This window comes from Segatella baroniae B14, from assembly GCF_022024235.1.
GTDB classification, from domain to species: Bacteria; Bacteroidota; Bacteroidia; order Bacteroidales; family Bacteroidaceae; genus Prevotella; species Prevotella bryantii.
The window spans coordinates 325,001-344,325 of record NZ_CP091799.1 but is presented as its reverse complement, the minus strand read 5'-3'; the positions used below and the strand labels follow the sequence as shown (position 1 = coordinate 344,325).

At 35.2% G+C, this 19,325-nt stretch carries 18 protein-coding genes and 4 tRNA genes (1 of these 22 cut by a window edge); 7 read left to right on the top strand and 15 right to left on the bottom strand.

The features are described from left to right. Positions 1-285 precede the first annotated feature (285 nt). A complete protein-coding gene (locus L6469_RS01435; protein ID WP_006282242.1) occupies positions 286-822 on the bottom strand; it encodes a 30S ribosomal protein S16 in 537 nt (178 codons plus the stop codon). Positions 823-961: 139 nt separating this feature from the next. Further along, positions 962-1,597, bottom strand: a complete 636-nt coding sequence (locus L6469_RS01430; protein ID WP_036858078.1) for a DUF4923 family protein — start codon at positions 1,595-1,597, stop codon at positions 962-964. A 148-nt stretch (positions 1,598-1,745) separates the two neighbouring features. On the opposite strand from L6469_RS01430, the gene L6469_RS01425 reads away from it, so the two are divergent. Continuing rightward, a complete protein-coding gene (locus tag L6469_RS01425; RefSeq protein WP_006282244.1) occupies positions 1,746-2,639 on the top strand; it encodes a glycosyltransferase family 2 protein in 894 nt (297 codons plus the stop codon). Here L6469_RS01425 and L6469_RS01420 read toward each other — a convergent pair. Next, a complete protein-coding gene (locus tag L6469_RS01420; RefSeq protein ID WP_027453385.1) occupies positions 2,614-3,417 on the bottom strand; it encodes an MBL fold metallo-hydrolase in 804 nt (267 codons plus the stop codon). The two genes, L6469_RS01425 and L6469_RS01420, sit on opposite strands and share 26 nt — an antisense overlap. A 90-nt stretch (positions 3,418-3,507) precedes the next feature. Between L6469_RS01420 and L6469_RS01415 the strand changes: the two genes are divergently transcribed. Continuing rightward, complete coding sequence (locus L6469_RS01415; protein ID WP_027453384.1) at positions 3,508-3,990, top strand: hypothetical protein; 483 nt, start codon at positions 3,508-3,510, stop codon at positions 3,988-3,990. Here L6469_RS01415 and L6469_RS01410 read toward each other — a convergent pair. After that, entirely contained in the window at positions 3,944-6,142 is a 2,199-nt protein-coding gene (locus tag L6469_RS01410) for a BamA/TamA family outer membrane protein (RefSeq protein WP_006282464.1), read from the bottom strand. The genes L6469_RS01415 and L6469_RS01410 overlap by 47 nt on opposite strands. A 127-nt stretch (positions 6,143-6,269) precedes the next feature. Between L6469_RS01410 and L6469_RS01405 the strand changes: the two genes are divergently transcribed. Genes L6469_RS01405 through hisB form a run of 3 tightly spaced genes read left to right on the top strand, consistent with a single transcriptional unit; the run spans position 6,270 to position 8,948 of the window. Then, positions 6,270-7,043, top strand: a complete 774-nt coding sequence (locus L6469_RS01405) for an RNA methyltransferase (protein ID WP_006282465.1) — start codon at positions 6,270-6,272, stop codon at positions 7,041-7,043. Next, positions 7,024-7,881 (top strand): hypothetical protein, encoded by an 858-nt coding sequence (locus L6469_RS01400; RefSeq protein WP_006282466.1) that lies wholly within the window; start codon positions 7,024-7,026, stop codon positions 7,879-7,881. The genes L6469_RS01405 and L6469_RS01400 overlap by 20 nt, the downstream gene beginning before the upstream one ends. After that, positions 7,878-8,948, top strand: coding sequence for a bifunctional histidinol-phosphatase/imidazoleglycerol-phosphate dehydratase HisB (hisB, locus tag L6469_RS01395; protein WP_006282467.1), 1,071 nt, complete (start codon positions 7,878-7,880; stop codon positions 8,946-8,948). The genes L6469_RS01400 and hisB overlap by 4 nt, the downstream gene beginning before the upstream one ends. Here hisB and L6469_RS01390 read toward each other — a convergent pair. The 9 genes from L6469_RS01390 to nspC form a co-directional block, all read right to left on the bottom strand. Then, on the bottom strand, positions 8,945-9,544 hold the full coding sequence (locus tag L6469_RS01390) for a 4'-phosphopantetheinyl transferase family protein (protein ID WP_006282468.1): 600 nt from the start codon (positions 9,542-9,544) through the stop codon (positions 8,945-8,947). The two genes, hisB and L6469_RS01390, sit on opposite strands and share 4 nt — an antisense overlap. A 27-nt stretch (positions 9,545-9,571) precedes the next feature. Continuing rightward, on the bottom strand, positions 9,572-10,798 hold the full coding sequence (gene gldE, locus L6469_RS01385; RefSeq protein ID WP_081456332.1) for a gliding motility-associated protein GldE: 1,227 nt from the start codon (positions 10,796-10,798) through the stop codon (positions 9,572-9,574). Positions 10,799-10,903: 105 nt separating this feature from the next. Continuing rightward, entirely contained in the window at positions 10,904-11,329 is a 426-nt protein-coding gene (locus L6469_RS01380; protein ID WP_006282470.1) for a single-stranded DNA-binding protein, read from the bottom strand. Positions 11,330-11,360: 31 nt separating this feature from the next. Next, entirely contained in the window at positions 11,361-11,906 is a 546-nt protein-coding gene (locus tag L6469_RS01375; RefSeq protein ID WP_006282471.1) for a hypothetical protein, read from the bottom strand. 70 nt (positions 11,907-11,976) lie between these two features. Further along, positions 11,977-12,049: transfer RNA gene (locus L6469_RS01370), tRNA-Gly, on the bottom strand. A 27-nt stretch (positions 12,050-12,076) separates the two neighbouring features. Next, positions 12,077-12,160, bottom strand: a tRNA-Leu gene (locus L6469_RS01365). Positions 12,161-12,181: 21 nt separating this feature from the next. Beyond that, positions 12,182-12,263 (bottom strand) — tRNA-Leu (locus L6469_RS01360). Between the two features lie 43 nt (positions 12,264-12,306). Beyond that, positions 12,307-12,379, bottom strand: a tRNA-Gly gene (locus L6469_RS01355). Between the two features lie 194 nt (positions 12,380-12,573). Next, a complete protein-coding gene (nspC, locus tag L6469_RS01350; protein ID WP_027453382.1) occupies positions 12,574-13,740 on the bottom strand; it encodes a carboxynorspermidine decarboxylase in 1,167 nt (388 codons plus the stop codon). 108 nt (positions 13,741-13,848) lie between these two features. Here nspC and L6469_RS01345 point away from each other — a divergent pair, with 108 nt between their 5' ends. Next, on the top strand, positions 13,849-14,457 hold the full coding sequence (locus tag L6469_RS01345) for a thiamine-phosphate pyrophosphorylase (protein WP_027453381.1): 609 nt from the start codon (positions 13,849-13,851) through the stop codon (positions 14,455-14,457). A gap of 35 nt (positions 14,458-14,492) precedes the next feature. Beyond that, entirely contained in the window at positions 14,493-15,434 is a 942-nt protein-coding gene (locus L6469_RS01340) for a ribose-phosphate pyrophosphokinase (protein ID WP_237851108.1), read from the top strand. Positions 15,435-15,515: 81 nt separating this feature from the next. Here L6469_RS01340 and glgP read toward each other — a convergent pair whose 3' ends face one another. Both glgP and L6469_RS01330 read right to left on the bottom strand, forming a co-directional pair. Then, entirely contained in the window at positions 15,516-18,077 is a 2,562-nt protein-coding gene (gene glgP, locus L6469_RS01335; protein WP_237851106.1) for an alpha-glucan family phosphorylase, read from the bottom strand. A gap of 32 nt (positions 18,078-18,109) precedes the next feature. Beyond that, a protein-coding gene (locus L6469_RS01330; RefSeq protein WP_006282476.1) for a glycogen/starch synthase crosses the window boundary here: on the bottom strand, positions 18,110-19,325 show its 3' portion. 446 nt of this gene lie beyond the right edge of the window; 1,216 of the gene's 1,662 nt are visible here — the last part of the coding sequence; the start codon falls outside the window, past its right edge — the gene reads right to left on this strand; it ends in the stop codon at positions 18,110-18,112.

Below are 19,325 nucleotides of genomic sequence, written 5' to 3'. Positions count from 1 at the left end.
AGGGTTTATGGGACAAGAGATTATCTCTATATCATGTCAAGACTGTAAATCGATACAACCTCTTATCAAAGGTGGAGCAATAGGACAAGTTGCACCCTCATATAACTCCCTTATAGACAGATTATGCCTACAATGTGGATCCAAAAATATAAAAACTTGGGATGGAAAGACATGTCCAAAATGCAACAGTTGCATGCACCCTACAGGTGAAAAAGAATTTTGGACATAAAAAAAGCCATAATGTAAAAAACATTATGGCCAAATTCCTTTTGAAGAATTCTTGAATTAAGCTTCAGCAGGTGCAGCTTCTTCAGCAGCAGGAGCTTCAGCAGCAGCTTCAGCCTCTGCTTTAGCAGCAGCCTCAGCAGCCTTCTTGTCAGCTACCTTCTTAGCGATTGCTTCATTCACCTTCTTTTCAGCTTCAAGATTCTTAGCAGCAGCTTCTTTCTTTGCTTTAGCACTTGCCTCTGCTACAGCAGTAGCCTGCTGTTCTTTGCTAGCTTTCCAAGCATCGAAACGCTTCTGTACTTCAGCTTCATCAAATGCGCCCTTCTTAACACCACCACGAAGATGCTTCATCAAATATACACCTTCTGACTTAAGGATGTTGCGAACAGTATCAGTTGGCTGAGCACCATTCTCTACCCAAAAAAGAGCACGATCGAAATTCAAATCTACTGTTGCAGGATTGGTGTTTGGATTAAAAGTACCAATCTTCTCTGTAAACTTACCATCACGTGGAGCTCTTACGTCAGCGATAACGATTCTGTAGAAAGCATAGCTTTTACGACCGCCACGCTGTAATCTAATTTTTGTTGCCATTTTTTTTATTTATTTAATTAGGTTTGAATTTTATACTGCCAACTCGTGACAGCGAGTGCAAAGATAACTAAAAAAATATTAGTAGAAGTAACAAATTTATTCTTTAACGCTCAAAATACAAAAATTTTCGATTCATTAACTATTTATTAAATCTAAATCCCACTTGCATGCCCTCATAACTGCTCACAAGAGAACCTAATGAATTCAATGTAGAATTACCTGTCAATGCACCAATAGACTTAGCATATTTCAACAATTTAGAAGCATCCATAACAAAAAGCAGATTATTTCCATCTACCTGTGTCGTACCAACTTGACTAACCAGTCCAGCATATTTTAGGCTTATATTTTGACCACTTAAAGAATAAGTTCCACGAATTTTCTTCTTACCTATAGTCTGAGTAAAATTACCAGACTTATCAAATACCATAGACATTTGTCCTTTCTTAATTCCCAATTTGGCAAATTGTGTCTGCAGTTTTTTCTCTATAGCTGCAGCTGCCAATTTTCCACCAGCATTTTTTAACAAATTGCTACTTTTAAATACAATGGCAGGCTCCGTATATTTCCAAGTACCAACCAAATCAGCCACTGTTGCAACCTTTGAAGCATTAAATATAGATGTTAATCCAGAAACAATACTTGATTCTGAATTTTTAGCAGTTGACGCAACCTCTCCTGCTGCACTTTTAAGAATACTTGAGAAACTTTGAGCTTGTACACTCAACCCACCCAAAAACAAAATAACCAAAAGGGTACATTTTCGAAAATTCATTTTCATCTCAATTTAAAATATAACAATTTTAATAATATCTTCGCCAAATTTCTCGCAAAGAAACAAAAAAATAATAAGACAACAAAATATTTTCAGTAAATCATTAGTTATTTTCTGTGAAGTTGCTTTTATCTCCCAAATGCACATTATGAAAAAAAAGTTATCTATCCTAATTCCAGAATACAACACTTGTTGTATCAAACTTGTAAAGTCTATACAAGAACAAGTCTCTTTGATTAATGATTTAATCTACGAAATCATTGTTGCAGATGATGGCTCTACAAATGAAAAAGAATGGGCTTCTAATCAAAGCATTAGCAATTGGAGCAATTGTCTTTTTATTCGCAGAGATGTAAATGTGGGAAGAGCAAAAATCAGGAACTTTCTTGCTCAAAAAGCAAAATACCCATGGCTTTTATTTATAGATTGCGACATGAGTATTCAAAATTCAGATTATATATCTAAGTATCTTCAATCGGAAGGAGATGTAATTTATGGTGGTTATTTAACAGATAACAACCCAAATAAACATATAAACAACCTAAGATATATATATGAAAAAAAGGCAGAACGCACTCACACTTACCTAGAAAGACGCAAAAATCCATATCAGGATTTTCACACCTCGAACTTTCTTATCAAGAGAGAGATCATGATTCGTATACCTTTCGATGAAAGGTTTGAGCATTATGGATATGAAGATGTTGTATTTGGACGTCAGCTAAAAGAAAATGGTATTCGCATCAACCACATCAATAATCCTGTTATATTCGAGGATTTCGAAGATAATGAACATTTTATAATCAAAACCGAAGAAGGTCTACAAACACTCTCAGCATTTTCTAATGACTTAAAAGGATACTCTACCCTAATTAAAATAACAACATTTCTTCAAAGATATCATCTGATAAATATTATTCGAATGATATATAAAATAACACAAAAAAGAATAAGAAAAAGCCTAATAGGAAATCATCCCAAGACATTTTTCTTTTCCTTTTACAAACTAGGCTATTTCATTTCAATTCATAAATTTCACTAGGAGTTCGCCGCTTAAGCACCTCTAATTTAAAATCTTTCCCAACAATAATACCATAACTTCGCAAAACACTTTCTACTGTTTTGCGAGCTAATTCCGGATGATTATTCTCTTCGCTTAAATGGCAAAGCCACACTTGTTTTAATTTTTCTGTGGCATTTTCAGCAAGAGCTAATCCACAATTATTATTACTTAAGTGACCTGTATCACCTAGTATTCGAGTTTTTAGATACATAGGATAAGGCCCTTGGCGAACCATATCTTCGTCATGATTAGACTCAATTACAAGATAATTAGCACTGCCTATATAGCCTTTCATTTCATCTGTAATATGGCCCACATCAGTCATCAGACAAAATGTAACACCTCCTACAACAATACTATAGCCTACATTATCAGTACTATCATGTGGCACGCCAAAAGGAGTAATCTCAAAAGATCCCAAAGTGAAACTTTTACCTTTTTCTATTACTTTAATGCGCTCCGGAGCAATTTTACATCTCACACAACAGTTGTGATCTATACCAGTATGCACACGGTGCGTGGTATAAATATCTAAGCCATAATCTCGACTCAAACTTCCGACAGACTTCACATGATCAGCATGATCGTGAGTTATTAAGACATGTTGAATATCCTTAAGCTGCATACCATAATTATGGAAATGCTTCTTAAGCGTTCTTATTCCTACTCCTATATCTATCAATAAAGAATCCGTTTCGGTATATAGATAATAGCAGTTACCACTGCTACCGCTACCGAAGGATATAAATCTTAGCATCTTTAATTTTTAAATTTTAAAACAAAGGTAATAAAAAAAATTGTAACTCAAAAATTTTATATATCTTTGTCTAAAATAATAAAGCGAAATATGAAAATTTTATTTTCTACAAAATATTGTCTTCTTATTATTATCATAGCATTATGCATGATATTTACTAACTCCTGTAGTGAAAAAGAATTGAGCAAAGAAGAACTGTTAATAGCGCAAGTTGATTCATTTGCTTATTATTATTATAATTGGAGATTTAAAGATGCCATGCCATATTGCACATCAACATCAGAAAAATGGCTGAAATATGCTTCTTCTAATGTTCACGATGTAGATATAGATACTTTAAGAAATCAAACAGAGGGTGCTTCATGCGAAATCGAAGATGTCGAAATCAATGATAACACCAATACTGCAACTGTAAAAATTACAGTAAAAAACTTCCTCCAAATGGACACGATAGGCACGTCATGCCATATGATTAATGAAGGTTCTTTTACTCTTCAGGCTATCTATATTAACCGAAACTGGAAGATTAGAATGGAAGGCCTACCGCAAAATGAAAAGCAAAATCACGATTAAAGTTTGGATGAAATATTGCATAATGCTCTTTGCTGGTCTGGTAAGCCGGATTGATAGCTTTCATACCCATATCAAAACGAAGTATAAAGTAGCTGAAATTAAGACGTAAACCTAATCCATAGGCTACCGCAATTTGCTTATAAAATTCACTAAACTTAAATTGCCCTCCAGGCTGTTCCTCATAATTTCGTAAAGTCCAAATATTACCAGCATCCACAAAAAAAGCACCATCAAATTTCCAAAATAAATGCGAACGTAATTCTGCATTTAGGTCTAATTTCATATCACCTGTCTGATTTACAAAGTCTATTCGTCCATCAGTTCCTCTAAACCTACCTGGTCCTAATTCACGCACACTCCATCCTCTTACAGAATTCGCTCCACCTGAAAAATATCTCTTTTCAAATGGTAATATCGTACTGTTACCATAAGGATAAGCTATTCCAAAAGCAGCATGTAAAGCTAACGTATTTCTATTATCAAACTTAAATAAATGAGTATAATCAAAATCAAATTTTGCATACTGAGCATAAGCTATATTAAACAACGTATACTGTTGATCGTCATTCTTCTTAAAATTACCGATACTAGCCAATCCACTCAACAAATTACCTGCAGTTTCTACATTAATTCTAAATGCATCTATTCCATCATTATAATTAACTCCAAAACCTATCTTCATAATAAAAAGGTCCTCATAATTATAACGCAAAATAGCATTTCTGTTACTTACACTATCTAGATAATCATGCTTAAATGTTTCTGAAATCCAAGGCATATAAACATAATTCAAATCTAGAAGATCTAGACGATAACTGATAGAATGACTAGGTTCATTCCACCGATATCTCCAAGCGCCAGAAAATACTCGACGGTGAAATTCAGGTCTATTTTGCAAATTCCATCCCACTGACAATTCAGATGTTGCGTTTTGTTTCTGAAAACTTTTTGATAAGAACGGAGCTACAAATCGTGGAAACTGGAGTTTAGATTCTATAGAATATTCTTGATAATCCTGATCTTGATATCCTTCCAAGCCGGTAATTGCCTCATAAGCACCTCTTAAAGTTACGCTAAACTGTTCACTTCCACGAAACAGATTTCTATTGGTATAAGTTAAAGATGCAGCAGCTCCCAAATCACCAGCAGTATTAGTCCCTTCCGGCAAAAAAGATATGGTAGAAGGCTTATTCGTACTTATCTGAATATTACAATCTAAAAGATTTGTATCAGGAACTTCTAAAAAACGGATATTCGTATACTTTACCGCTTGTAATCTACTAAACTTATTATAGGTCCGATGTAAATCGGATGAATTATAATAATCGCCAGGCGTAAGAAAAGTTGCATTCTCCAACACTCTCTTGCGTATATGAAATCCATCTGAGTCATTCGTTAAGAAATTAACATTTCTCAAACGGTAACGAGTATGAGGAACTTCAACTGAATTCGAGCTAGCACGATATTTATACAAATGAAGAGTAACTCCAACCTCTTTACTCCCTTGAATAGTATCAGCTGTATATTGTATGAAGTCCTTATGAAAACGATAATAGCCACTATCCTCAAGAATCGAAGTTATCCTTTTACGCTCATTATCTAAAACACTCACCACAAATTGCATTCCTGGCTTCAATTTTCTATTCGATAGAATATCCAGCCTCAACACTTTTGCTATATTTTCATCTTGGATATCATAGTTCACTTTACCAATATAATATGATTCTCCAGGATATAAAGTATAGATAGCCTTAATTTTTTTCCCACGGATTTTTGTTTTTAAATCCACAGAAGCATTCAAATAGCCAAGATTATGCAATGCAAGACGAAGATCTTCACATGATAACTTAGCCTGAGCTGTATCATATATAACAGGTTTTTCACCAATATTTTGTAATGTACGATTTATCCATTTAGATGTATCTCTACCTGAAAGAGAATACGCACCAAGAGGGACCTTGAATATTGAAAACCATTTAGAATTTGCTTTTTGCCTTACATAAGAACTAAGTGCCGAAAGATTTAAGTCCTTCTGATCAGACTTGAGTTCGACTGCGTCTAAAAGATACTCTTGTTCCGGAACAAATTTTGAAGCAGAACAAGCAGTCAAAAACAATAACAAAAAAAGTATATAATAATTGGATTTCTTCACTTGGAATGTTTATTTGCTGCAAAGGTATAAATAAAAAGCGAATACAGGGTTTAAGATTTGGGAAAAAATAAAATTTCTGATATTCAACAATCGTTGTATCTGTTCTTTTTATTATCTTTGCAATGAAATGATTAGTAAAGCAAAGATTAAATACATCCACTCGCTGGAACAAAAAAAACATCGCAAAGAAGAAGGTGTTTTTGTAGCAGAAGGACCAAAGATCGTAGGTGATCTTTTAAAACTTCTCAACCCTACCCTTATAGTAGCCACTCAGAAATGGCTACTGGAAAATAATGTTAGTCACAATTGTGAGGTTATCGAAGCAACTGCTGAAGAACTTCGAAAAGTAAGTTTCTTACAACATCCACAGCAGGTATTGGCTGTTTTCCCACAATTCAAAAACGAAACTGACAAGAATTTGGTTTCCTTACCCACACAAAAACTAACTTTAGCCCTCGATGATGTACAAGACCCCGGAAATCTTGGTACAATTATTCGTATTGCTGATTGGTTTGGTATAGAAAATATTGTTTGTAGTATGGATACTGCAGACATTTATAATCCAAAAGTCATACAAGCAACTATGGGTAGTATCGCAAGGGTTAAGATTACTTATACTGATCTAAAACAATACTTAAAGCAAATAGATAAGTCAACACCTATATATGGAACACTTCTTGATGGTAAAAACATTTATCAACAAGAATTAAGTAGCCACGGACTGATTATTATGGGAAATGAGGGGAAGGGTATTTCTCCAGACATTGCAGCTATGGTTACACACAAATTGCTCATTCCAAATTATCCTGAAGGAAAAGACACTGCAGATAGTTTGAATGTAGCAATCGCTACTGCGATTACTTGTTCAGAATTTAGAAGATATGGAAATAGACATTTTTAAAAATCGAAGTTTTTCTTCATGCATGCATGAAGCGTTTAAATTTATTACAACAAACTTTCAAGACCTCATTAAGAAGACTTGGTTTCCAATTTTATTATGTTCATTTCTAACCAGTTTTCTTATTTATAGCCAACTGCCTAACAAGCAATTAACAGAATGGAGTACAGCCCATATCATGCCAACTATCTATATCGGGCTTTTACTTATTATTTCTGTAATTACCAGTTTTATATACTATATTGCTTCTTTTTTGAAATTTTTCGATGGTTTTTCTCTAAAATCACATTTTAAGAAGGTTACCGCATTTACTATATTTGCAATTCTTGTAGCAATTGTTGCAATAGTTGCTTGCATGTATGGAGGTATAGCGATAGCTGCAAAAATGAATCTAAGACACTTACAATTTACCCTTATAATAAGTTTGGTTGCTCTTATAGTAATGATAATTTCTGCCCCTATTTCTTATTCCTTTTTCAAATATAACAATAATAAGTGTAATTTTATTCAGGCCATAAAATCTATTAAATTAGGTTTTAAACATTGGGGCATAACTACAGCGACATTATTTCTTAGTTCATTGATAACAGGAATCATCATATCAATAATAGCGATTCCTGTATGGATACTATTTATCACGCAGGCTGTATCTCAACTAGGTGCTCTAGATGGCGATCCTCTTGGCACCCCTGTCTACTTTACAGTCTTATTAATAGGAACAAATACGATTATTAATGCTATCACATTTTTTGCTATATATTGGCTACTGGCAGCTCTCTATTTTACATTTGGTTCTATAGAAGCACAAGAACTAGAAAAATCAACACACCTAATAAAATGAAAAAGTTACTATTTATTGACAGAGACGGTACTCTTATAGAAGAACCTGAAGACGAACAAATTGACAGTTTTGCTAAACTAAAATTTACCAAAGGCGTTTTCAAAAATTTAGGATTTATACGAAGTAAACTTGACTATGAATTTGTAATGGTAAGCAACCAAGATGGTCTTGGAACAGAATCATTTCCCGAGGATACATTTTGGCCTGTCCATAATTTCATACTCCAAACGTTAGAGAGTGAAGGCATTACATTTGATAATATCCTAATAGATCGTCATTTTCCAGAAGACAATTCTCCCATGCGTAAACCAGGAACTGGAATGTTGACACAATACATAAATAATCCCGAATACGACCTTGCAGGAAGCTATGTTATCGGTGATCGCGAAACAGATGCAGAACTCGCCAATAATCTTGGATGCAAATCACTCATTCTGGGAAAAGATAACTTAACATGGGATAAAATCGCTGAAATTCTTTTCGCCGGCGAAAGAATAGCAGAAGTTAAAAGAACGACCAAGGAAACTGATATCTATATAAAAGTTGACTTAGATGGTTCTGGCAAATGTGACATTTCTACGGGATTGGGCTTTTTTGACCATATGCTTGAACAAATTGGAAAACATGGCAAAATGGACCTGACCATCCACACTAAGGGAGATTTGCACGTTGACGAGCATCACACTATAGAAGATACAGGCATAGCCTTGGGCGAATGCATACTCAAGGCTTTAGGCGATAAACGTGGTATCGAACGATATGGTTATTGTCTACCAATGGATGACTGTTTGTGTCAGGTTGTTCTTGACTTTGGCGGGCGCCCATGGCTGATATGGGATGCTGAATTTAAGCGAGAGAAAGTCGGAGAAATGCCAACCGAAATGTTTATCCACTTCTTCAAGAGTTTTAGTGATGCAGCAAAAATGAATTTAAATATTAAAGCAGAAGGATTTAATGAGCATCACAAAATTGAAGGTATATTTAAAGCTCTAGCCCGTGCCTTGAATATGGCAGTCAAAAGAGATATTTACCATTTTGAACTGCCAAGTTCTAAGGGTATGCTTTAATAGGAATATGCAAGAACATATTGACTATTGGTGTCAAAAAAGACATCAATAGTCTTTTTTATTTTCAAATCATCCACTAAAGCATGAGATGAAGATAAATCATGTAATCTCATTTCGGAATATTGCAAATCCTCCTCAGAGAAATACTTATAGACCGTTTCCTTAGCACACCAGTTTTTCAACTGAACTTCTATTGTACTGGAATCTTCATCAGAGCGAATAAACTTATCCACAATTTTACTTACTCTATCGCTCACATATTCAATATCTACAGCCACATTTCTTGTTTTAGACATGATAACTGCAGCATAACCTTTTGTATGACTTATACTAATAAAATATCCCTTTAACAATGGTTTACCTGAAGGTTCATGTGAGATACGTTTAGATGATTCTTCATGAGTCATTTCATACAATAATGCTCTTACTGCAAGTATTTCTTTTTTTCGCCCTTCGTTCTTGTACTTCTCATCTAAATACACTTTAAGATCCTTCAAATGGGGATATTGTTCAAATAACTGTTCTACAGTTTCCTCTATTGCCCAAATACCTAAATTAACATCATCCCAAAGATGACGAATAGAAAGTAATGCCATATCCTATAATGAATAACGAATAAAGAACTACAAATTACGATGAATAACAACTTTTACCTTACTGATTCTGCGTTCATCAACTTCCATAACTTCGAAGGAATAATTTTTGAAATCTATACGTTCGTGCAAACTTAAAAAATCACCTTTCAACTCAAGTAAAAGTCCAGCTAAAGAATCAGCATCGCCCTCTACTTCTGCAAACTCATCATCATCTATTTGCAATATCTTGCAAAAATCGGTCAATAACGTTTTACCTTCAAAGACATAGGTATTATAATTAAGCTTTATGTAAAACTTTTCTTCCTCATCATACTCATCGTTGATTTCACCAACTATCTCCTCCAATATATCCTCTAATGTAACAAGCCCGCTTGTTCCACCAAATTCATCTACCACGATAGCAATGTGCACCTTATTTTCTTGAAAATCTCGAAGCAAATCATCAATTTTTTTGGTTTCCGGTACAAAATACGGTGGACGAATTAAACTCTGCCATCTAAAATTAGCAGGTTTATTAATGTGAGGCAACAAATCTTTTATATAGAGAACACCTCTTATTTGATCATCATTATCCTGATATATTGGAATACGACTATAATTATTCTCTACAATACTTTTCAATACTTCAGCGTAAGAACACTTGATATCCAAATCGACCATGTCTTGACGAGGAGTCATAATCTCCTTTGCTGTCTCATCACCAAACCGAATGATACCCTGTAACATACTTTGCTCATCTTTAATATCATTCTTATCAGTTAACTCCAAAGCCTGTTCAAGATCATCTACACTTAACTGTCTATTCTCTTTGGGAACAGCTTTTTCTGCAATTACACCGCTACGAAGCAATACTGTTTCGAGTGGCCAAAAAATTCGTTGAAGAATTAAAATACCTCCTGCAGCAAAACGACAAAACTTCAAGGAATTTTGACGACAATACACTTTAGGCATTATTTCTCCAAAAAGAAGCAATAGAAAAGTGAGTAAAATGGTAATACACAATATTTCTAGCCACTCTACTTTAAATATCACTATCGAATTGAATATATAATTACTCAACATCACAATAGTAACATTAATAAAGTTATTAGCTATCAATATCGTTGCCAACGTACGCTCAGAATTTTCTCTTAACTGACAAACTTTATTATCAGCAGGCAATTTACTTTCTTCAAGTTCTTCTATATCATTGGGAGAAAGACTAAAAAAAGCAATTTCTGAGCCACTGGCATAAGCAGAGCATAAAAGTAACATAGCAGCTAAGATAGCTGCTACTATAATTTCAAAAGTAATTGGTCGAAATTCTACGAAATTACTAAATTGTATAAATATATCTGTATCCAAGTTTTCTGAATAACATTAAAATGGTAATTTTTTAGCGGTATCATCTTTCATTTGATCCCCCTCAGATGCTTTTGTTTCGGATGTCGTTTGTTTCTGAGCAGCTGAAGATTCTGAATGACCAGAAAGCATTTCCATGTTAGAAACAATAATTTCTGTTACATTATGCCTTCTTCCCTGCTGGTCACTATAGTTGCGATATCGTATTCGGCCCTCAATATAAAGCTTTTCGCCCTTACGGACATATTTCTCTACTATTTTAGCCAACCCACTATAAAAAACAAGATTATGCCAGTCTGTATGATCAGGAACTACTGTACCATTTTGAAGAGTATATCCCCTTTCGGTTGTAGCCAAAGGCAATTGTGCAACTGCCTGATCTGCATCATAGTAATGTACATCAGGATCTTTACCGACATTACCTATAAGCATTACTTTATTCATCTCTTATCAGATTTGCAAAAACCTCATACAATTACTTCCACATTCCAAGATACTTGAAATGGAAATTTTTTCCTTTTGCAGAAGGAAACTGACTACGACTATCTACGTGATCACGAAGATACTCTACAATACGATTATAACAATCCTGCCCTGATACAGCCTTTACATCAGCAACGAAATGAGTATCTCTATATTCATGCTTACCTGTAGCCGGTATCATTACTACACGTTTAAAATCCAAAGATCCTTCATACCACCCCGGAACTTCTTCTGTTAACTTTGTTACTACTGTATTGTTCATTTCTTTATGCTCATTTGATACTGCTGCAGGTCGTATAGCTTTTTTCTCTTTAAAATCCTGCATATTAGCAGCAGTTGTCTTTATTACTATAAAATATACACGAGGACGAACCTTATATCTTTTAGGGAAAAAGACATCACTAGCAGCATATTCCCGAATATCTGCTTCAGTTTCCTCATCAAGAGCTATTTCTGAAATAGAACGTAAGAAACCTATAGCATCATCAACGCTACTAACCAATATCTCTTTATCAAAGTATCTTAAATATAAATTCATTTTAAATCAGATAATGAGTAAAAAAATTTTCCTTAAAACAAGAAAAATGAAAAAGATATAAGGAAAACAGAGCGGAAAACGAGACTCGAACTCGCGACCCCAACCTTGGCAAGGTTGTGCTCTACCAACTGAGCTATTTCCGCAAGAAAAACGATAAAACATATTACTAGTGAAGAGGAGGAGACTCGAACTCCCACGTCACAATTAACACTACCCCCTCAAAGTAGCGCGTCTACCAATTCCGCCACCTCTCCATTGAAGTAATTAACAAAAAGTGCCCAGAACAGGACTCGAACCTGCACGTTGAAAAACACACGCACCTGAAACGTGCGCGTCTACCAATTCCGCCACCTGGGCCTTTTCGTGAAAGAAAAATCTTTCATGTCTTATCCAATAAATGAGCGGAAAACGAGACTCGAACTCGCGACCCCAACCTTGGCAAGGTTGTGCTCTACCAACTGAGCTATTTCCGCATAAATTCTATAAAAATAGAAGCACTTCTCTCAATGCGGTTGCAAAGATAACCATTATTTTTTAACCAGCAAACTTTTCAATCGTTTTTTTTCAAAAATAGATATTTTTTTTATACAGTAATTTCGTCTATTATCTTAAAATTATTACCTAAATAAAGCTCCACTTGATATCAAGCAGAGCTTTATTTAGGTAATTAATCCATTCTATCACGATAATCTTCATAACCGAAATCCTTCAAGATTTCAAGTTCTCCATTAAGATGAACAATACCAATTGAAGGATGTGTAATACCATTAAACATATTTGTTTTCACTGTCGTATAATGAAGCATATCTTCAAAAATAATATTTTCACCGATTTGAAGTTCATGATCAAATTGCCAACTTTCCATAAAATCTCCACTCAAACAGGAATTGCCACCAAGTCTGTATAAATAAGGTATAGACTTATCATATCTTCCTTCTATAACTTTGGCATTTCTAACAGATGGCCAATAAGGCATCTCCAAACAATCTGGCATATGACAGGTAAAACTTACATTTAATATTGCAGTTTTTATCCCCTTATCTTCTACGACATCAACAACTTGAGAAACCAAAGAGCCTGTTTGCCAACCAAAAGCACTACCAGGTTCCAAAATCACATGAAGATTAGGATATTTTTTTTTGAAATCGGTTAAAATTTGAATAAGCAAAGGTATATCATAATCTTTACGAGTCATAAGATGTCCGCCACCAAAATTTATCCACTTAATTTGAGGAAACCATTTAGCAAACTTATCTTCGATATGAGTTAATGTTCTCTGAAAAACATCAGAACCATTTTCACAATGACAATGACAATGAAAGCCCTCTATATCCTCAGGTAATATTTCTGGTAATTTATCAGCCGACACACCAAAACGAGTACCTGGTGCACAAGGATTATATAAATCTGTTTCTATTTCAGAATATTCAGGGTTAATTCGTATACCCAAACTTATTTCACTATTGGCTTGTCTTACTCTCTGATGATATCTCTGATACTGACTCAAAGAATTAAAAGTTAAATGACTTGAGCAATGCGCTATTTCGTCAATTTCATAATCTGTATAAGCAGGAGAAAACGTATGAGCCTTACTGCCGAATTCCAAAAGAGCTAATTTTGCTTCACTTAAAGAACTCGCAGTTGTTGCACGAATATATTCACGAAAAATAGGAAAAGTTTTCCACAAAGCATAAGCTTTAAAAGCAAGAATAATATCAATTCCACCAGTTCGTGCTACCTCTGAAATCAAAGATAAATTGTTACGAAGTCTCTGTTCTTCTAATACATAAACCGGTTTATTTATCTGTTGAAACGTGTCCAAATTGACTTTCATAATTTGACCAAAATTAATTTTATCGTGCAAAGATAGCTTTTTATCATGGATAATATTGCTCATTTCTGAGATTTTTTATACTTTTGCACTCGAAAAGATTAACAGACGATGAAGCTAGTAATAATGACTAAATCCACATTCTTTGTGGAAGAAGACAAAATACTTGCCACGCTCTTTGAAGAGGGAATGGATAACTTACATTTGTACAAGCCAAATGCTGAACCAATGTATTCAGAGCGCCTGCTATCTTTACTATCTGAAGACTTCTATAAGAAGATTACCGTTCACAACCATTTTTATTTGAAACAGGAATATAATCTGGCAGGAATCCATTTGGATACAATGACAGAGAGTTTGCCTAGTGGATATAAAGGTACATTTAGCAGAACGTGTACAGATATTGAGCAACTCAAGGAGCTTAAGAAAAAAACTAATTATGTTTTTCTAAAAAATATTTTCGACGGAATTGAGGCTCCTCAACAAAAGGCTTCTTTTACGTTGAACCAACTAGAGTATGCTGCGAATAAAGGGCTTATAGACAAAAAAGTTTACGCCTGTGGCGGTATGACCCTTGAGAATATTCGCTTTGCTAAAGAGTTAGGATTTGGAGGAGTTGTTATTTGCGGTGATTTGTGGAATAAATTTAATATCCATAGCGAAACTGATTTTAAAGAACTTATTTCACATTTCAACAAAATAAGAAAAGCAATAGGCTAGAATATCACACTTTAATAAATATAAACGCTAAGGTAATGAGTGAACAAAACTCTAAATTTTTGGTATTCTCAGGTACAAACTCGAGATACCTTGCAGAAAAAATTTGTCAGAGCCTAAATTGCCCTTTAGGTAATTTGGTCGTAACCAAGTTTTCTGATGGTGAATTTGCCGTATCATACGAAGAATCTATTCGTGGACGCGACGTATTCTTGGTACAGAGTACATTCCCTAATTCAGACAATTTGATGGAACTACTCTTGATGATTGATGCCGCAAAACGAGCTTCTGCGCGTCATATCATTGCAGTAATTCCTTATTTCGGTTGGGCTCGTCAAGATCGTAAGGACAAACCAAGAGTTAGCATCGGCGCTAAACTTGTTGCCGATCTTCTGAGTGTTGCTGGTATTGACCGATTGATTACAATGGATCTCCATGCTGATCAAATCCAGGGATTCTTTGATGTACCAGTCGACCATTTGTATGCTTCTGGTGTATTGCTCCCTTATGTTCAATCCCTGAAATTGAAAGATTTGGTTATAGCATCTCCTGACGTTGGTGGTTCTAAGCGTGCCAATACCTATGCTAAGTATCTCGGATGCCCACTTGTACTCTGCAATAAGACACGTGCTCGTGCAAATGTAGTTGCAAGCATGCAGATTATTGGTGATGTCAAAGACAAGAATGTTGTCATTGTTGATGATATGGTAGACACTGCAGGTACAATTACTAAAGCTGCTGACATTATGAAGGAAGCAGGTGCTAAAACTGTTCGTGCTCTTGCATCTCACTGTGTAATGAGTGGCCCTACTTCTGACCGAGTTCAGAACTCTGCTTTGGAAGAAATCATCTTCACAGACTCTATCCCTTATACTAACCGCTGCTCTAAGGTTAAGCAGATTTCTATTGCTGAAATGTTTGCTGAAACTATCCGTCGTGTAGAGGATAATCAGAGCATTTCTTCTCAATACTTAGTATAAATAAGTAATGATATAACTAAAAGACAGGTCGCTTCTTTTACGATTCGACCTGTCTTTTTTATTTATAATTTTACACAAAGATTAATCCAACCATTTTACATAGCAGAAATCCTGACGATGAGGTAATTCCTTATTTTTAGGGAACATTCTTACTCCCGTACGGAAAGTACCAGCTTCATTCGGTTCTACTTCAACCTCAAAGGTATAATTATTACCTTCATGGCCTACTACCTTAAATTCATCAACAGAATAAACCTGATGGTCAGAATGACTATGCTCATTATTTAACGTTACAAGTTCCAAACCAACAGCATCATCAAGTCCCTGCTCATCGATAACATACTGTAATTTGTACTTCACACCTGTTTCTGCTCCATTAGTCAGCACCTCATCATTCTTAGAAACCACATGGATAGAATCCCAACGCTCTGCAACAGTTTCTTTCCACAAAGCAATTTGCTTAGCCAACTGATTATCATTAGCTGAAAGTTTCTTGAAGCGAGCTGCCTCTTTAATATAGAACTTATCATAGTAATCGTCTAACTGTCGCTTCATCGTATAATGAGGAGCAATTGTAGCAATACTATTCTTTACAACTTTAATCCAGTCTTCACTATACCCCTTTTCGTTCTTACTATAATACATTGGGATAATATCATTTTCGAGTAAGCTATAAATAGTTGCAGCATCCAAACGATCCTGATATTCCTGATTCTCGTAAGTACGTTTCTGTGGTAAAGCCCAACCAGCACCTTCACGATATCCTTCTACCCACCATCCGTCAAGAACAGATAGATTTACAACACCATTCATCTCAGCTTTTTCACCAGATGTACCAGATGCTTCCAAAGGACGGGTTGGCGTATTCATCCAAATATCTACACCTGAAACTAAACGACGCGCTAAACGCATATCATAGTCTTCCAAGAAAATAATTTTACCCAAAAATTCAGGACGCTGACTAATTTCAAAAATTCTTTTAATCAAGCCTTGACCTGCACCATCAGCTGGATGAGCTTTACCTGAGAAGAAGAACAATACAGGGCGCTCAGGATCATTAACAATCTTAGAAAGACGATCAAGGTCAGTAAAGAGCAAGTGTGCACGCTTATAAGTTGCAAAACGGCGACAGAAGCCTATCATCAAGGCATTTGGATTGATACGCTCTAACAAAGAGACTACTCTAGAAGGATCACCCTGATTCTTCAACCAAGCCTGAGTAAACTTTTCTCGAATATATTTCACTAGTTTTTGCTTCAGAATCATACGAGTATTCCAGATTTCATCATCAGGAACATTATAAATAGCATGCCATATATCCTCGTTACTCTGATCACTCATGAAAGATTCATCAAAATACTTATCATAAAGCTTACGCCACTCTGTTGCACACCAAGTTGGGAAATGCACACCATTAGTTACATAACCCACGTGGTTTTCTTCTGGGAAATAACCTTTCCAATAAGAAGCAAACATCTTTTGGCTTACCCAACCATGCAACTTACTTACACCATTAACTTCCTGACAAGTATTACAAGCAAAAGTTGACATACAGAAACGTTCTCCATGATCATCAGGGTTTGAACGGCCCATACCAATGAATTCATCCCAAGAAATGCCTAACTTCTGAGGATATCCACCCATATATTTACCAAATAACTGCTCGTCAAAATAATCATGCCCTGCAGGAACTGGTGTATGTACTGTATATAATGAAGAAGCACGAACTAACTCCATCGCCTGATTAAAGGAAAGCCCACTCTCTACATAATCGCAAAGACGCTGTAAGTTACAAAGAGCTGCATGCCCCTCATTGCAATGATAAATCTGCTTGCTAATACCTAACTTTTTCAAAGTTAAAATACCACCAATACCAAGAAGTATCTCCTGCTTCAGACGATTTTCCCAATCACCACCATAAAGAGAGTGTGTAATAGGCTTATCATATTCTGAATTTAATTCATTATCAGTATCCAGTAAATACAATTTTATTCGGCCAACATTTACTGCCCAAACATAAACATGCACCTGATAGTTCATATAAGGTACATCTACTACGAGAGGATTGCCATCTTTATCAAGTACACGCTCAATAGGAAGAGAATTAAAATCCTGAGCATCATACTTTGCAATCTGCTGACCATCCATATTTAAGGTTTGTGTAAAATAGCCGTATCGATAGAGAAAACCTTCTGCACATAAGTCCACATTACTATCAGAAGCCTCTTTCAAATAGTCACCAGCCAACATACCAAGGCCACCCGAATAAATTTTTAAGACCTGATTAAGACCATATTCCATACTAAAGTATGCAACAGAAGGACGCTTTGAATTCGGTTTGACATTCATATAGTTACAGAACTTATCATAAACCTCCTTCACCTTTTTCATTAAGTTTTTATCCTTAACAATAGCTTCCTTACGTTCATAACTTAAACGGTCTAAAAGCAAAACGGGATTATGACTTACAGACTCATAAAGCGGTTCATCAAGACTTTTAAACAGGTTACGAGCTTCGTAATTCCAAGCCCACCACATATTGTGAGCTATCTCATCAAGGCATTTGAGCTCTTCTGGAAGACGAGACTTAATGGTCAATTGCTTCCATTGAGGCTCATTAGCATAATCTGCTTTAATTTTCATAATTTGTTCTATTAGTAATTATATCTCTAAAATCAATTTTCATTTCTCTTATTAGCAGCTTTCAAAGCAAAATCATAAGCCGTTTCATAATAGGCTATAAATTTGCTCCAAAGTGCCTTCTTCGAAAGCTTATCAGCATGCTCCCTGCACTTTTTTACTTCTTGAGCTGACATGTGCGAATATTTTTCAATAGTACATTTTATCGTATCAACAACGTCTGAATAATTAGAATCAGTACGATGTATTACCTTTGCGCCATCTTCAATCTCACTATAAGTACCCTTGACTTTATTAGCCCACAAACCAAAACCTGCCAAATCTGTAGTAATACAAGGAACTTTAAAAGCGACAGATTCCAAAGGTGTATAGCCCCATGGTTCATAATAAGACGGATAAACACACAAATCATTACCCAATATTACATCATAATAAGGCATATTAACAATTCCATCATTACCAACAAGATAAGTTGGAATAAAAATAACCTTAACTTGATCGTCCTTACAATTATGCATATCCAGATAATCCATCATAGACAACACGCGATCTTCATTAAAATTATAAAGATTATGAGTAATACGAGGATTATCAAGTGCTGTATCAAATTCATGATCAGCTCTCAAACGCTCTACCAAGTCTTCTCGAGCATCTGCAACCCAACCTGGCACCATCAAAAACGCTACGACTTTATGATTTAACGATACAGAATGGCGTAATCGGTTCATAGACTCGATAAAGACATCTATACCCTTGTTTCTAAACTCATAACGTCCACTCGTAGATATAATCATCGTATCCTTATCAAAATGATCACCGGTCAAAGCATTTGCAATCTTCAATAGTCTTTTACGAGCTTTCAATCGAGCGGAAGTAAAAGCACTACCCTTAGGTACAAAATTATTTTCAAATCCATTAGGTAATACGACATCTACAGGCTTATCTAAAAGCTGCTTACATTCTGCAGCTGTAATATCACTTACTGTAGTAAAACAATCAACATACAGTGCTGTTTGCTTTTCAATAGATTGCTTACTTTCCATATTCAGTTCTCTTGCCATCTGGTCACCATTATAATTATAAAAATATTCATATAATGGTTTATTGTTTCCAGCTATACTACGACCAATACTTGTTGCATGAGTAGTAAATATTGTAGCAACCGTTGGCAAATATTTACGAATATAGAGTATACCTAATCCAGTCATCCACTCATTACCATGATAGATAACTTTACTCTTTTCTAAATGA

Excerpts from the sequence above, each read along its gene's own strand:
- L6469_RS01435 (WP_006282242.1), bottom strand. The coding sequence starts at position 822 with ATGGCAACAAAAATTAGATTACAGCGTGGCGGTCGTAAAAGCTATGCT.
- L6469_RS01430 (WP_036858078.1), bottom strand. The coding sequence starts at position 1,597 with ATGAATTTTCGAAAATGTACCCTTTTGGTTATTTTGTTTTTGGGTGGG.
- L6469_RS01425 (WP_006282244.1), top strand. The coding sequence starts at position 1,746 with ATGAAAAAAAAGTTATCTATCCTAATTCCAGAATACAACACTTGTTGT.
- L6469_RS01420 (WP_027453385.1), bottom strand. The coding sequence starts at position 3,417 with ATGCTAAGATTTATATCCTTCGGTAGCGGTAGCAGTGGTAACTGCTAT.
- L6469_RS01415 (WP_027453384.1), top strand. The coding sequence starts at position 3,508 with ATGAAAATTTTATTTTCTACAAAATATTGTCTTCTTATTATTATCATA.
- L6469_RS01405 (WP_006282465.1), top strand. The coding sequence starts at position 6,270 with ATGATTAGTAAAGCAAAGATTAAATACATCCACTCGCTGGAACAAAAA.
- L6469_RS01400 (WP_006282466.1), top strand. The coding sequence starts at position 7,024 with ATGGAAATAGACATTTTTAAAAATCGAAGTTTTTCTTCATGCATGCAT.
- hisB (WP_006282467.1), top strand. The coding sequence starts at position 7,878 with ATGAAAAAGTTACTATTTATTGACAGAGACGGTACTCTTATAGAAGAA.
- L6469_RS01390 (WP_006282468.1), bottom strand. The coding sequence starts at position 9,544 with ATGGCATTACTTTCTATTCGTCATCTTTGGGATGATGTTAATTTAGGT.
- gldE (WP_081456332.1), bottom strand. The coding sequence starts at position 10,798 with ATGTTACTTTTATGCTCTGCTTATGCCAGTGGCTCAGAAATTGCTTTT.
- L6469_RS01380 (WP_006282470.1), bottom strand. The coding sequence starts at position 11,329 with ATGAATAAAGTAATGCTTATAGGTAATGTCGGTAAAGATCCTGATGTA.
- L6469_RS01375 (WP_006282471.1), bottom strand. The coding sequence starts at position 11,906 with ATGAATTTATATTTAAGATACTTTGATAAAGAGATATTGGTTAGTAGC.
- nspC (WP_027453382.1), bottom strand. The coding sequence starts at position 13,740 with ATGAAAGTCAATTTGGACACGTTTCAACAGATAAATAAACCGGTTTAT.
- L6469_RS01345 (WP_027453381.1), top strand. The coding sequence starts at position 13,849 with ATGAAGCTAGTAATAATGACTAAATCCACATTCTTTGTGGAAGAAGAC.
- L6469_RS01340 (WP_237851108.1), top strand. The coding sequence starts at position 14,493 with ATGAGTGAACAAAACTCTAAATTTTTGGTATTCTCAGGTACAAACTCG.
- glgP (WP_237851106.1), bottom strand. The coding sequence starts at position 18,077 with ATGAAAATTAAAGCAGATTATGCTAATGAGCCTCAATGGAAGCAATTG.